The following is a 14545-nucleotide window of genomic DNA, read 5'->3' on the forward strand; positions in this document are numbered from 1 at the left end:
TTACGGTTCCCCGAACACCCTGAGATGCGGATAGGCGATATTTCCCCGCCCGTTAACCGTATCGCTTTTGATCTCCCACACGTCGGACGGCAGCCCGAGCGTCTGAAGGCCGTTAAAGTCGCCGAGCGCCGTTCCCTCGGTGCCGGACGGGGTGGTGGACGGGCCGGCCGCACTGACCGAACGGTAGGCGCCGACGGCATAGGCGGGTGTTCCCGACAGGAACCAGCAGTTCGTGGGGCGGAAGGTGCTGCTGTAAGCCACCCCGGCGATCCCGCCGCTGCCATAATTGCCGCTGGACTCGTCGGCAGAAATACTGCTCAGGATAGTGAAGCAGTTGGTGAAGACCGCCGGGGTACCCGACTGCCCGAAGCCCAACAGCCCGCCGGCGGCGCTGGAGGAAGTGACCGCCCCGCCCACCGCGTAGCAGTCGGTCATGCGCAGCGAAGCCGAGGCCGACGCGTGCAGGTAGCTCACCATCGCCGAGGGCATGGCGCCCTTCGTACTGCTGCCTCCCATTGCGCTGCCGTTGCGGGTATAGCAGCGGGTAATAGTCGCAGGCCCGGAGCAAAGGCCGATCAGGGGGGCCGCCAGCTCTCCCTTGACCGAATAATCCTCGATCCCGAGATTCTGGATGGTGACCTTCCCGGTCTCGCCGAACAGGCCGCTGGCCGTCATCGAACGGTCGCTCCCGGTGACCGGGCCGGTATTCAGGTTCGAGATCACATGCCCGCCGCCGTCGTAGACGCCGCTAAAGGCCTTTTCCGCTGAGCCGATGGGGATGAAGGTCCCGGTCAGGGCGATGTCCTGCGTCTGGATAAACTGGGAGGAGAGATGCGCGTTCATATGTTGCAGCTGCCCGGGCGTTGCGACCCGAAAGGGGCTTTGCGCGCTGCCGTCCCCGGCATAGTAGGCCCCGGCCGTCCCGGCGGGGCAGCCGCAGCTGGGCGCTGTCTCAAAGGTCTTGACCGCCGCCGCCTCCCGGTCCAGCCCCGCGCGCCCGGGTGCAACGTGCACCGTGACCGCCAGCGTCCAGGTGTCCGGCCCGGCGGGATCGTAGCGCAGCGGCAGATGGATCACCACCTGCGAGGCCGGCGTGACCGTCACCTTCGCCGTCACCTCGGGCGCGCCGGCGGCGGCAGGGCCCTCATAGAGCGCGAAGGTGTAGTCCTGCGTCCGCGGCGAACGGGTGAAGGGGATGTCCACCCCGTAGTCGCAGCTGTAGCCGTCCTGCACCGCGACCGTCACCCCCGCGGCCGCAAAGGCCGCCGCGCCCGCCGGCAGGGCGCATGGAAAAGAGCAGAGCAGGCAGAGGCTCAGGAACACTGCCGGGATTTTGTTTTTCATCGGTTGCCCTCCCTTTGACCGCCAGTAACGATTTCTAACGATCCCCATCCGCCGGGGAGAGGATAAATTGGCGGCAAATTCCTTGCAAAACATCCCAGAAGAGGATATAATTAGAAAAAATTCTCCTCTTTTTCCGGCTTGTGGGAAAAGGTGGAGCTCCGAAAGCAAAAAACGGACCGTTAGAAATCGTTTCTAACGGTCCGTTTCAATTTTAATCGATTCTTTTTACAGGCAATCCCAGTCGCCGGCTAGAGCACCGGCAGCTCAAACCAGAAGGTGCTCCCCTTGCCGGGCGTGCTCTCCACCCCGTAGTCGGCGTGGTGCAGCTCCAATATGCCCCGCACGATCGAGAGCCCCAGCCCGCTGCCGACGGCGGCGCGCTTATGGGCCTTGTCCACCTTGTAGTACCGGTCCCAGATCAGCGGCAGCTCGTCAGCCGCGATCCCCGCGCCGTTGTCGATCACCTCGAGTCGCACCCTGCCCTCATGAACGGTCTGGCGCACGATGATGGACTTGTCCTCGCCGGTATAGTTGATGGCGTTGTTGATGAGGTTGTAAATTACCTGCGAGAGTCGCACCTCGTCGGCGTTCACCATCACTTCCGCACCGTAGTCGAAGCGGATCTGATAGCCCTCCTGCCCGGTCAGCTTGCCGTACCGCCCGATGATCTCGCGCACCAGCGCGGTCAGACTGAACTCGCCCGGGGCCAGTTCCTGGGTGCCGGACTGGAACTTGGAGATGTCCAGAACATCGCTGACCAGGGTGCTCAGGCGGTTGGCCTCGTCAATGATGATCTGCACATTCTCCGGGGTATTCTCCCCCGGCAGGTCGCGCATCACCTCGGCATAGCCGGTGATCATGGTCAAAGGGGTGCGCAGGTCGTGTGAGATGTTGGCGATCAGCTCGCGGCGCAGCTGCTCGACCTTGGAAAGCTCCTTGGCGGCGTAGTTGAGGGTGTCGCTCAGCTCGCTGACCTCGCGGTAGCCCCGCCCGCCAAAGCGGGTGTCGTAGCGGCCACGGGCCAGCTCCTTGGCGCTGTCGTTGATGGAGATGATGGGCTCTGCGACCCGCCGGGAGAGCAGCAGCGCGATAAAGAGCGAGAGCACGAGCAGGATGACCGTGATATAGCCGAGCTGGACGCGCAGGGTCTCCACCGTCGCATTGATCGGGGAGATAACCGAATTTAACAGGATGATCGCGTCGGTGCCGTCCGCGAAGGTGACGATCTCGGCGTGGATCATGCTGCGCATGACGACCTCCCGCTTCTTTTTATAGCCCCGGCGGTCCTTCTCCCAGTTCTCTTCCCCGCCGTCCCCGTCCTGCTTGTCGCGCATGGCCTCGTGCGGAGGAAGGACGAAATCGGTCGAAAAGGTCTCAAAGGCCGTCCCGCCGTTCCCCTCGGCCTTCTCGAAGCACTGCTCCACGAGCGCCTGGGCCGGGAGCTTGTGGATCATGCAGTCCGGGCGGATGTCCACCGAATAGAGCTCCTCCCCCTGTGTGGAGAGAATCCTCACACAGATGTCGTCCCGGTTGGCAATCCCCTCGAGGTAGGATTGCAGGTCGCTGTCGTCAATATTCTTGGCTATGCTTTCGGAGGCGCTTTTGATCGCTCGGGTTTTGATCGCCTGGTAGAAGCTGTCCAGAAAAACGATCTGGAAGAGCCAGAGCAGCACCAGCAGCGCCCCGACAAAGGCGCTGAGATAGGCGAACACCTTCCATTTGATGCTGAGCTCTTTTCGCTTATTCTTCAAAACGGTATCCCACCCCTCGCAGCGTGACGATATGGCCGCTGTAGCCGCCGAGCGTGCGGCGCAGCAGCTTGATGTGGGTGTCGAGCGTGCGGTCGTCCCCATAGAAATCATAGCCCCACACGTCGCTGATCAGCTTTTCGCGCGTCAGGGCGATCCCGCGGTTCTTGACCATGTAAAAGAGCAGGTCATATTCCTTGGGGGACATGTCTACACGCTCCGAGTCGATGGTCACCACCCGCCCGGTAAAGTCCACCGTCAGCCCGCCGATCGAAACGATTTCCCGCTGCGGCTCCCCGTCCCCCCGCGCGCTGCGCTTTAGGATGGCCGAAACGCGCATCATCAGCTCCTTGGGCGAAAAGGGCTTGACCACATAGTCGTCCACCCCCAGCTCGAAGCCGTGGATTTTGTCGTATTCCTCACCGCGCGCCGAGAGCATCAGCACCGGGGTGTCGCAGAACTTGCGGATCTCCCGGCAGGCAGAAAAGCCGTCGAGCTCGGGCATCATCACGTCCATGATGATGATGTCGAACGCTTCGCTGCGGCAGACCTCCACCGCCTCCATCCCGTCCTGTGCCTCGCTGACCTCGTGCCCCTCGAACACCGCGTATTTTTTGATCATGGTACGAATTTTCTCTTCGTCGTCCACCACCAGGATCCTGTACATGTCATCCCTCCGCCACAACTCTGTCCTTTTCTGATGATACCATAATTCATTATAAAAAGCGACTGTGACGGATTTGTGATGAAACCGTGAAAACTGGCCAAAAAACCGCGGCGCGCTTCTGGCGCGGATTGACAAGGGTGCAGCGCGATGCTATACTGTCCCTGAACTGAATAGCGGGAATGGGCCATGGAAGCTGGGTGAGAATCCCACGCAAGGCCGTTGCTGTATTTCGCCGTCGTTTCCGGCATGCGCCACTGAAATCTTTTTGGGAAGGCGCCGGTCACGGCATCCGATTATGGATGCAAGCGATAAGCCAGAATACTTGCCTGTTCCCGGCCGCGCAAAGCGGCACGTGCAGCCCTGCGGACACCGGGGTCCTGGACATATGTGAGGCATACCGAGGGTATGTCTTCTATCTGTGCTCAGACCAAGCGCCTGCGGGGGATCCGCGGGCGCTTTTTATTGCCCTTTCGCGGGCCGTCTGTCCGGCCCGCCGGCAAATAGGCTAAGGAGCTTGAAAGAAAGGAACGAATAGAAAATGAAGAAGAACGTCAAAAAGATCACCGCTTTGATCCTGGCCCTTTCCATGTCCCTGCTGGCCATGGCGGGCTGCTCCGGCACCCAAGCGGATTCCTCAAGTGAAAGCGGGGCTCCCGAGGCGGGCCCGGCCGCCGGGAGCGAGGAGGAGAGCTCCTCCACCGCCGAATCCTCCGCCGCTGCGGACAAGGCCCTGCTGGTGGTCAGCTTCGGCACCAGCTACAACGACAACCGCGACCTGACCATCGGCGGGGTCGAAAACGCGCTGCAACAGGCGTTCCCCGAATATGAGGTGCGCCGCGCGTTCACCAGCCAGATCATCATCGACAAGCTGAAGGAGCGCGACGGCCTGTCCATCGACAATGTGACCGAGGCGATGGACCGCCTGGTCGCCGACGGCGTTCGGGAGGTCGTGGTGCAGCCCACCCATGTGATGAGCGGCTATGAATACGACGACGTCGTCGCCGAGGTCACCCCCTATCAGGACAAGTTTGATTCCCTCAAAGTCGGCCGGCCGCTGCTGGATGCCGACGCGGACTACGACGAGCTTGCCGCCGCCATCACCGCTGCGACGAAGGAGTATGACGCCGAGGGCACCGCCATCGTGTTCATGGGCCACGGCACCGAGCACGAGGCCAACGCCGCCTATGCGAAGCTCCAGGAGCACATAAGCGCCGCCGGCCACGGCAATTACTTTATCGGCACGGTCGAGGCCACGCCTTCTCTTGACGACGTTCTGGCGCTCGTCAAAGACTCCGGCGCCGGCAAGATCGTCCTCCTGCCGCTGATGATCGTTGCGGGCGACCACGCCAACAACGACATGGCGGGCGATGAGGAGGGCTCCTGGAAAAATGTCTTCGAGCAGGAGGGCTTCGAGGTCGAGTGCGTCCTCAAGGGCCTCGGCCAGTACGAGTCGGTTCAGAAGATGTTCGTTACGCACGCAAAGGCGCTGATTGCAAAGTAACCGCCGGCGCCCGGGCACCCCGCGAACGGCTTTGACAACCGCGCCGCGACGGGGTAAAATACAAACAACGATATTTGAACATTTTTCGGCAAATTGCCGCCTTATAAGGAGAACGTCTGCATGAAAAAAAGTCATATCCTGCTGGCCGCCCTGCTGGCTTGTATCCTCGCCGCCGGGTGCTCCCCCAAGACCCCGGCCCCCGAGGGCGCGCCGAGCGCGCCGGTTTCGAGCGCAGAGAGCGCCAATGAGAGCGGGGCGGACGCCTCCTCAGAGAGCGAGAGCCAGCCCGCCGAAGAGGAAAAACCGGAGCCGGTCTACGCCAGCCAGATCAAAGAGGGTACATACAAAATCGAGGTCTCGTCCAGCTCGTCGATGTTCCGCATCGTCGATGCGCAGCTCACCGTGGCAGGCGCAGAGATGTCGGCCCTGCTGACCCTCAGCGGCACCGGCTATGAAAAGCTCTACCCCGGCACCGCCGAGCAGGCGCTCGCCGACACGGACGAGAAGTGCATCTACTTCGTGGAAAACGAGGAGGGCAAGTACACCTATCAAGTGCCGGTCCCGGCGCTGAACGTGGAAGTCGACTGCGCCGCATGGAGTATCCGCAAGGAGCAGTGGTACGACCGCACCCTGGTGTTCCAGTCCTATTTGATCCCACAGGAGGCGGTTTCCGAAAGCGTCTCCTGCCCCACTCTTCCGGATGGGCAGTACACGGTACAGGTAACCCTTGCGGGCGGTACCGGCCGCACGTCGGTGGAGTCCCCGGCCGCCCTCCGCATCGAAGGCGGCAAGGCGGTCGCCACCCTCGTGTGGAGCAGCCCCTACTATGAATTCATGAAGGTGGACGGCACCACTTATAACCCCTTGGGCGAGGGTGGGAATTCCACCTTCGAGATCCCCGTCACGCTGGACGAGGATATGGCGGTCAGCGCCCAGACCGTCGCCATGAGCCAGCCGCACGAGATCGAATACACCCTGCACTTCGATTCGGCGACCCTGGAGCCGGCGGCGCAGTGATGAAAAGGATACGGTTTCTTGCCCTCGCGCTTGCCGCCGCGCTGGCATTTTCCCCGCTCGGCGGCTGCGCGTCCAGCTCCCCGGGCGGGCCGGCCGCGGGGCAGGACGGCGCCTGGCGACCCGAGCGCAGCATGGAATTGCAGTACGCCAAAAACTTTGCCGTGGACTACTACCGCGGCGGGTACGCCCTGATCTCGATCTCGGACGGGAGCCGGTACTTGGTCGTTCCGCAGGGACAGCAGGTCCCCGAGGAGATCGGGGAAGATGTCGTCGTTTTACAGCAGCCGGTGGAAAACCTCTATCTCGTCGCCACCTCGACAATGTGCCTCTTCGACGCGCTGGACTCCCTGCAAAGCATCCGCCTGTCCGGGAGCCGGGCCGAGGACTGGTACATCGAAAACGCGAAGGAGGCCATGGAACGCGGGGAGATCCTCTATGCGGGCAAATACAACGCCCCGGACTACGAACTGATCCTCTCGAATTCCTGTTCTTTGGCGATCGAGAACACCATGATCAACCACTCTCCCGAGGTGAAGGAGAAGCTCGAGGAGCTCGGCGTGCCGGTGCTCGTCGAGCAGTCGAGCTTTGAAAGCCACCCCCTCGGGCGCACCGAATGGATCAAGCTCTACGGCGTGCTGCTGGGCAAGGAAGAGGAGGCCCAGCGGCTCTTTGATACGCAGGCGGCCTATCTTGAGGAGCTGGCAAGCGAGGAGAACACCGGCAAGACGGTGGCCTTTTTCTACATCAGCTCGTCCGGCTACGCCGTGGCGCGCAAGTCGGGCGACTATGTGACCAAGATGATCGAACTGGCCGGCGGCAACTATATCTTTGAGAACCTGGGCGACCCCGAAAAGGCCACCAGCACGGTCACGCTGGAAATGGAGCAGTTCTACGCGACGGCCAAGGACGCGGACTACATCATCTACAACAGCACCATCGGCGGGGAGCTCTCCTCCCTCGACGAGCTGACCGCCAAATGCGGCCTGCTCGCCGACTTTAGGGCCGTGCAAAACGGCAACGTCTGGTGTACCGACAAGAACCTGTTCCAGGAGACGACCCAGCTCGGTTTGATGATTTCGGACATTCATCAGATGCTCGTCCAGGAGGACGACGGCCCGGACGAGCTGCACTATATGTATAAGCTAAGGTGACGGCGCCAAGGGCGCGTCGCGGGGGAAAGGATATGGAAATGAGGGGAGAACGCGCAAAAAGGCAGCTGCGCTACTGCGTTGTGGTGGCGCTCTTCCTGCTTCTCTTTGCCGCGCTGGTGCTGATGAACATCCAGCTCGGCAGCGTGAGGCTGGGAACGCGTGAAATCGCCGACATCCTCTTTTTCGGGGGCGGCAGTGAAACCGGGCGGGGGATCATCTGGAAGGTGCGCCTGCCGCGCGCATGCGCCGCCGTCATCCTGGGCGGGGCGCTCGCGCTGTCGGGCTTTCTGCTGCAGACCTTTTTTAACAACCCCATCGCCGGGCCCTATGTGCTGGGCATCTCGTCGGGCGCCAAGCTGACCGTCGCCATCTTCATGGTGGCGGCGCTCAGCCGTTACCAAACCGTCAGCTCCGCCTCCATGATCGCGGTGGCCTTCGTCGGGGCCATGCTCTCGATGGGCTTCGTGCTGCTGATGGCGCGTACCGTGCAGCGCGCGTCGATGCTGATCGTCAGCGGGGTGATGATCGGCTATATCTGCTCGGCGATCACCGATTTCATCGTCACCTTCGCGGATGATGCGAGTATAATCAACCTGCACAACTGGTCCAAGGGCAGCTTTTCGGGCGCCTCGTGGGAGGATGTGCGGGTCATGACGGCGGTGGTGCTCATCACCTCGGCAGTCGTTTTTTTGATGTCCAAGCCCATCGGCGCTTACCAGCTGGGCGAGGGCTATGCGCAGAACATGGGGGTCAACATCAGGGTGTTCCGGGTGGTGCTGGTGGTGCTCTCGAGCGTGCTGAGCGCCTGCGTGACCGCCTTTGCCGGGCCGATCTCCTTTGTTGGGATCGCCGTGCCCCACCTGGTCAAGTCGTTTTTAAAGACCTCGAAGCCGCTGATCGTAATCCCGGTCTGCTTTCTGGGCGGGGCAATCTTCTGCCTGGGGTGCGACTTGATCGCCAGGACCGTTTTCGCGCCGATGGAGCTGAGCATCAGCTCGGTGACCGCGGTGATCGGCGCGCCCATCGTGATCGGGATCCTGCTGAGAAAGAAGGTGCGCGGCTGATGGCGGACTACTTTTTTAAAACCAAGGGTCTCACCGTCGGCTACGGCGGCGTGCCCCTGATCCGTGACATCGGGATACAGCTGCAAAAGGGGCAGATCCTGACCCTGATCGGGCCGAACGGCTCGGGCAAATCGACGGTGCTCAAAAGCATTGCGAAATATCTGAAAACCATCTGCGGCACGGTCTACATCGGCGAGGACACGATCGACGGCATGAGCAGCCTCGCTCTTGCAAAGCAGGTGGCCGTCGTGCTGACCGAAAGGCTCAAGACCGAGCTGATGACCTGCGGGGACGTCGTCGCCACCGGGCGCTACCCCTATACCGGGATGCTCGGCATCCTCTCCGCGCAGGACCGTGAGCAGGTGCAGGGCGCAATGGAGCTGGTAGGGATTTGGGAGCTGCGCGAGCGCGATTTCACCGAGATCAGCGACGGGCAGCGCCAGCGGGTGCTGCTGGCGCGGGCGATCTGCCAGCAGCCCCAGATCATTGTGCTCGACGAGCCGACCTCCTACCTCGACGTGCGCTACAAGCTCGAGCTGCTGGGGATTCTGCGGCTGATGAGCAGGGAGCGGGGCATCACCGTCATCATGTCCCTGCACGAGCTCGACTTGGCGCAGCGGATCTCCGACCTGGTGATGTGCCTGAGGGGCGAATACGTCGTTCAGATCGGCCCGCCGGAGGAAATTTTTTGCCGGGAGCTCATCTGCAAGCTGTATGATCTCAGCAACGGCAGCTACAATCCCCTCTTCGGTAGCTTCGAGATGGAGCGCTCCCCCGGCGAGGCGGCGGTGTTCGTGATCGCGGGGGGCGGCACGGGGATTCCCGCCTACCGGGCGCTGCACAAAAGCGGCATCCCCTTTGCCACCGGGATCCTGCACGAAAACGACGTCGATTACCAGCTGGCCCGCGACCTGGCAAACGAGGTGGTCTCTGCCCCCGCCTTCGAGCGGATCGGCAAGGAGGCCTACGCCCGGGCGCTGCAGCGGATGAAAGCCTGCGGCACGGTGCTCTGCTGCCTGAAGAGCTACGGCGAAATGAATCAAAAAAACCGGGAGCTCTTCGAGGAGGCCGGGCGGCTCGGGCTGCGGATTATCGAAAGCGCGCGGGAGCTGTGACGCTGCCAAAGAGAAAACCAAAAATCCCGTATCTTCCTGCGGTTTCGGAGAAAACTAAGACTGCAATCAATGGGAAAGGAAGATCGAGATTGAAACAAGCGGACAAGCAAAACAAGAAAAACGCCGGCGCCCATGCGCAGCCCACCCGGCAGGCGCTGCGGCTGACGAACCTCAGCGACGAGCGCACCGACCCGCTCGGCAGCTACACCGGCCAGCCGGCAAATCCCAACGAGGTACCGGTCCAGGACGCGGACGATCTATAAAAGCGGCCCCGTGAGCCTTTGGCTCACGGGGCCGCTTCTTATTTGCCGAGCAACCGGTTCAGGGTCTCCCAAAGTACTTTTAGATCGATCGGCTTTGCCACATGCTCGTTCATCCCGGCCTCCAGCGCCGCCTGGATGTCCTCGGTAAAGGCGTTGGCGGTCATGGCGATGATCGGGATGGTTTTGGCGTCGGGGCGCTCCAGCGCGCGGATGGCACGCGTGGCCTCGTAGCCGTTCATCACGGGCATCTGGATGTCCATGAGCACCGCGTCGTAGGTCCCCGGTCCGGCCTCGGCAAAGGCGCGCACCGCCTGCATGCCGTCGGTTTTCACAACGCATTGTCCCCCATACATCTGCAGCAGCTCGCAAAGGATTTCGGAGTTGATGGCGTTGTCCTCGGCGACCAGGAAACGGCGCCCGTCGAGCGCCCGCTCCCGCCTCATGTTTTCGGCTCCCATCTCGATTTGGGGCGCGGCGCACGGCGCCTGGGCGGCCGCCTCGCACTCCAGCTCCACAAAGAAGGTGGTGCCCTTGTGCAGCTCACTCTCCACCGAGATCCGGCCGCCCATCAGGTCGACGAGGCCCTTGGTGATGCTCAGCCCCAGCCCGGTGCCCTCGACGCGCTGGGTGTTGCCATTGCGGGTGAAGGGCTCGAAAATGTGCTCCAAGAACTCCTCGGACATGCCGATCCCGGTGTCGCGCACGGTGAAGCGGTAGCGCACGTTCCTCTCCCCCCGCTCGGGCGGGAGCTCCTCCACCGCGAAATACACCTCCCCGCCCTCCGGGGTAAATTTGACCGCGTTGCCTATGATATTGATCAGAATCTGGTTGATCCGCAGCGGGTCCCCGTAAAAATACGGGTGGCGCAGCTCGGGGATGCTCACCCCAAAGCGCAGCCCGGCGGACAGCGCCTGCGACGAGAGCATGGCGCAAAGCTGCTCCGCCAACTCGGGCAGGGAAACATGCATATGGTTTAAAGTGATCTTGGAGCGCTCGATCTTGTTCATATCCAGGATGTCGTTGATCAGGCTGAGCAGGTGCCGCGAGGAATAAGAAATCTTGCGCAGGCAATCCTCCACCCGCCCCTGCTCCCCGATGTGGGCGATGGCCAGGGAGGTCATGCCCATGATCGCGTTCATCGGCGTGCGGATGTCGTGGCTCATCGAGGAGAGAAAATCGCTCTTGGCGCGGTTCGCTTCCTCGGCGAGGGCCAGCGCCTTCTGAAGGGCCTGTTTGCTGCGGCGCTCGGCGGCCAGCATATCCGTCACGTCCGCGCGCACCATGCAGACCGTCTTGTGGTCCCGGTCCCCCCACAGCACATTTACCTGCTTATACCGCAGCCCCTCCTCCCCGTGGTAGGGGAAGGCGACGTCGTAGCCCGAAGGCTTCTCCTCAAGCCGCCGGATCATGGTTTTAAGCTGGAACTGCTCCCCGATCTCTTCCCTTCCCTCGCCGCCGGTGTAGTAGCCCACGATCCGCTCCACCGAGCTGCCATAATCCTCCACCTCGAAAGGCGGCAGGTTTTCCAGCACCGTCTGGCGGGTGTACATGGTCATGCGCCCCTGGTCCAGGTTGATGAACCCCAGCAGCTCGAAGGTATAGGCGATAACGTTGAGCAGCCCCTGCTGCTCGCGCACCGAATCGGTGATGTCGGTCCTGGCCAGGCAGATGCGCCCCAGGCGCAGGTCGGTGGCCGAAACCGTCAGGTTCTTGGTCAGGATGTCCCCCTTCTCCTGGATGGAATAGGCGAAGGAATAGGACCCCCGGCTGCCGAGCCGCCCGATCACATACTGCGGGTCGAGCATTTCCTGCACATGCTGCTTGTCCTTGGGCAGCACCTGGTGCTGCAGCATATATTCGATGTGCTCGGAGTGGCAGCCCTGCCGCGCGGGGACGTCCCCGCGGGTGGTGTCCCCGGTGAGGATGGTGTAGCAGTCCCTTCGCAGGTCGACATCCGCCACCAGGTCGTAGCTGGCGACCGAAAGCTGATGGAGGATCCGGTCCGAGATGGTCTGCTCGGTGATGTCGGTTACCGTCAATATCCCGGTCACGTCGCCGGTGTCGGGGGTCTCCACCAGGTTGACCTTGAAGCGCGCATAGCGCCCCAGCTTTTCGTAGGGCAGCTGGATGAAGCAGTCCCGGATCAGCTCGGTATCCCCCTTTTGATAGGCCTCCAGGGAGGGGGCGTTGAGATATGTCTCTAAAAATTCCCGCCGCTCGCCGGGATCGGGCAGCAAATCCGAAAGGCCGGTAAAGAACTCCTCGCGCACCGTGCCGAAGGTGCGGAGCAGGCCGGAATGGGTGTGGTCGATGATCTCCAAAATCTGGTTTCGGGTGATGTTGCAGTGGCCGACCACCAGGGCGTTGGGCCCCGGCATGCGGTAGTGCTGGAGGATCAGGTCGTTATACTGCTGCCGCAGCTGCTCCTTCTCCTCGAGCTCGCGGGTCATGTCGTGGTAGACCGCGTAGACCCGGCTCTCCCCGCCCTCGCTCTGAATGATCGAAAGGGTGTTTTTCACCCAGACATAGCTGCCGTCGCCCTTCTTGAGCCGGTAAATGATCTCGCAGCGGCTCTCGCCGCCGGCGATATAGGCGGCCATCTGCCCGTTCACACTCTCCCGATCGTCCGGGTGCACCCCGGCCATGGCGTCCTGCCGGTAGAGGTCCCAGGCTTCTGGCAGCGTCATGCCGGTCAGCGCGGCAAAGCCGTCGGACAGGAATTCCGGCACCGGGCGGCCGTCGCGCTCATAGCGTATTACGGCGATCCCGCCCGCGAGATGCTTGACCACCGTCTGGAAATACTGCTCCAGGCGCTCCCGCTCCTTTTGCGCCTGCACATCCTCGGTGACGTCCTGGACGTACTTGACGTAGGCCGGTATCCCGTTCCAGTCGATCTCGCGAAAGCGGGTGCTGAAATACCGCCCCTCGACCCCGAGCGCCATCTCGTGCTCTTTCCCGTCCGGGGCGTGGCTTTTGAGGGTACAGAACTCACAGGGCGCCGTTTTGCCGTGCAGCGCCGCGTAGCACTTTTTCCCGACCTGGGTTTCCTCCCTGCCGAAGAGGCGCTTCGACTCGTTGGAATAAAGCAGGTCGTAGTTTTCCTTGTCGATGACGTAGATCCCGTCCGCCGTCTCGTTGGCTATACTCTTAAACAGCCGGGATTCCGCGGAGGACATGCTGGTGAACACCGCGTAAAAGCGGGGATTCTCGGACAGCGGGCCCATGCGCCGGCCGTTGAGGTGGATCCAGATCAGGCTTCCGTCCTTGTGGCGCATGCGGTAGGAGATGTCCAGCACGCCGCCGCTCTCCAGAGCGGCCTTCGCCGCCGCGCGCACCCTTTTTTGATCCGCCTCGTAGACGGTGTTGAGCGCGTCATCCCCCACCAACCCGCCAAATTCCTCCCGCGTATGCCCCGAGAGCGCCATCACCCCGTCCGAATAATAGGTCGGGACGAAGCGGGAGCCTTCGACCCGGTAGCTGGCGATCCCGCCGGGGATGGAGCCCAGCAGATGGTCCATCTCCAGCTGCGCGTTTTTGAGGTCGGTGATGTTGTGGAACACGCAGTAGAGCAGCGGGCAGCCGTCCTCCTCGCCGATCCACTTGGCCTGGACGCGCACCCATACGAGCTGCCCGTTGCGGTGCTGCTTGCGGAACTCGAGCCTGGCGCCCTGATGGGTCCTGATGATCTCCCCGGCCCTTTCAAGGACGGCGGGGACATCCTCCCAATAGATCATCTCGGCCGCGTCCCGCCGGATCAGCTCCCGGTACTCCTCCACCGAGTATCCGGTCAGCTCGGGCACGCCGTCGGAAAAATAGGCCGTCTCGAAGATGTCGCTCACCTTATAGATGGCGATCCCGCCCGGGATCGTATTGATGATCTCCTGCATCTTTTCGCTGGTGGCACCGAGCTCCTGCTCCAGGCGCTTTTGTTCGCTGACGTCGGTATAGACGCAGTAGAGGAGCTTGCCTCCCTGCGGCTGGGACTTGACCGACCCGTCCAGGCGGATCCAGCGGTACTCCCCCGCCCTGTCGTTCCACAGCCGGTAGGTATGCTGCATGACGCCGCCGCACTCCAGCGCCCGCTTCACCTTTTCCTTGAGGAGCCCGAGGTCCTGCTCGTGCACCCCCAGATAGCTCGTCTCCCGCTCCACCTGGCTGACGTGCTCCTCGGAATAGCCCATAATCTCGTAAAAAGCCGGGTTATGGAAGACCGGCGAAATCTTTTTGCCGTCGGCCAGATAGACGCAAAGGCCGCACGGGACGCTGCTGAAGGTGCGCAGCAGCTCCTCGCGCAGGGCGCTGGAACGCTCCTCCTCCCGCTGCCGGTCGGTGACGTCCAGGATATATTCGATGTGCGCCGGCTGCCCGGCCCAGTCGATGAGCTTGCCGCTGAGCTGGTAGGCCCGCCCGTTGAGCGGGTGGTGGTAGATGCGCTCGAGCAGCTCGCAGCTGCTCATCTGCCCGGCATGGCAAAAGGGGCATGGCTCCTGAAAGCCCGCCGCCCTGTAGCAGGTGAGCTTCCCGCCGTCCCCATCGAGCTGCAGGGATTCCTTTGCCAGGCGGTTACAGTAGAGCAGTTCCCGGCTCTCCAGGGTGCTGACCAGGATGGCCACCGGCGCGTTGTCCAGAACCTGTGCCATCTGTTCGGTGGAAGGACGGCCCGTTTGCTCCATGC

At 62.3% G+C, this 14545-nt stretch carries 10 protein-coding genes and 1 riboswitch; of the genes, 6 read left to right on the forward strand and 4 right to left on the reverse strand.

Going from position 1 to position 14545, the window contains the following annotated elements; all coding sequences use genetic code 11:
• From B5477_RS09690 to B5477_RS09700, 3 genes are all read right to left on the reverse strand, one after another.
• A complete protein-coding gene (locus B5477_RS09690) occupies positions 1–1344 on the reverse strand; it encodes a hypothetical protein (RefSeq protein WP_079699497.1) in 1344 nt (447 codons plus the stop codon).
• A 248-nt stretch (positions 1345–1592) separates the two neighbouring features.
• Positions 1593–3095, reverse strand: coding sequence for a sensor histidine kinase (locus B5477_RS09695; protein WP_242942177.1), 1503 nt, complete (start codon positions 3093–3095; stop codon positions 1593–1595).
• Positions 3085–3759, reverse strand: coding sequence for a response regulator transcription factor (locus B5477_RS09700; protein ID WP_079699499.1), 675 nt, complete (start codon positions 3757–3759; stop codon positions 3085–3087). Before B5477_RS09700 ends, B5477_RS09695 begins: the two co-directional genes overlap by 11 nt.
• A gap of 164 nt (positions 3760–3923) precedes the next feature.
• A riboswitch (cobalamin riboswitch) is annotated at positions 3924–4103 on the forward strand.
• A gap of 194 nt (positions 4104–4297) precedes the next feature.
• Between B5477_RS09700 and B5477_RS09705 the strand changes: the two genes are divergently transcribed.
• The 6 genes from B5477_RS09705 to B5477_RS15215 all read left to right on the forward strand — a co-directional run bounded on the left by B5477_RS09705 (position 4298) and on the right by B5477_RS15215 (position 9870).
• Positions 4298–5260 (forward strand): sirohydrochlorin cobaltochelatase, encoded by a 963-nt coding sequence (locus B5477_RS09705; protein WP_079699500.1) that lies wholly within the window; start codon positions 4298–4300, stop codon positions 5258–5260.
• Between the two features lie 120 nt (positions 5261–5380).
• A complete protein-coding gene (locus B5477_RS09710) occupies positions 5381–6277 on the forward strand; it encodes a hypothetical protein (RefSeq protein WP_079699501.1) in 897 nt (298 codons plus the stop codon).
• On the forward strand, positions 6277–7428 hold the full coding sequence (locus tag B5477_RS09715) for an ABC transporter substrate-binding protein (RefSeq protein WP_079699502.1): 1152 nt from the start codon (positions 6277–6279) through the stop codon (positions 7426–7428). The genes B5477_RS09710 and B5477_RS09715 overlap by 1 nt, the downstream gene beginning before the upstream one ends.
• Positions 7429–7460: 32 nt before the next feature.
• Entirely contained in the window at positions 7461–8492 is a 1032-nt protein-coding gene (locus B5477_RS09720; RefSeq protein WP_079699503.1) for a FecCD family ABC transporter permease, read from the forward strand.
• Positions 8492–9607, forward strand: a complete 1116-nt coding sequence (locus tag B5477_RS09725) for an ABC transporter ATP-binding protein (protein WP_079699504.1) — start codon at positions 8492–8494, stop codon at positions 9605–9607. The genes B5477_RS09720 and B5477_RS09725 overlap by 1 nt, the downstream gene beginning before the upstream one ends.
• 89 nt (positions 9608–9696) lie before the next feature.
• A complete protein-coding gene (locus tag B5477_RS15215) occupies positions 9697–9870 on the forward strand; it encodes a hypothetical protein (protein WP_165873090.1) in 174 nt (57 codons plus the stop codon).
• A 38-nt stretch (positions 9871–9908) separates the two neighbouring features.
• Here B5477_RS15215 and B5477_RS09730 read toward each other — a convergent pair whose 3' ends face one another.
• Positions 9909–14543 carry a hybrid sensor histidine kinase/response regulator gene (locus tag B5477_RS09730; RefSeq protein ID WP_079699505.1) on the reverse strand — a complete coding sequence of 1545 codons (4635 nt, stop codon included), beginning with the start codon at positions 14541–14543 and terminating at the stop codon, positions 9909–9911.
• Positions 14544–14545 lie beyond the last annotated feature (2 nt).

This window comes from Provencibacterium massiliense (assembly GCF_900169495.1).
Taxonomy (GTDB): Bacteria; Bacillota; Clostridia; order Oscillospirales; family Ruminococcaceae; genus Harryflintia; species Harryflintia acetispora.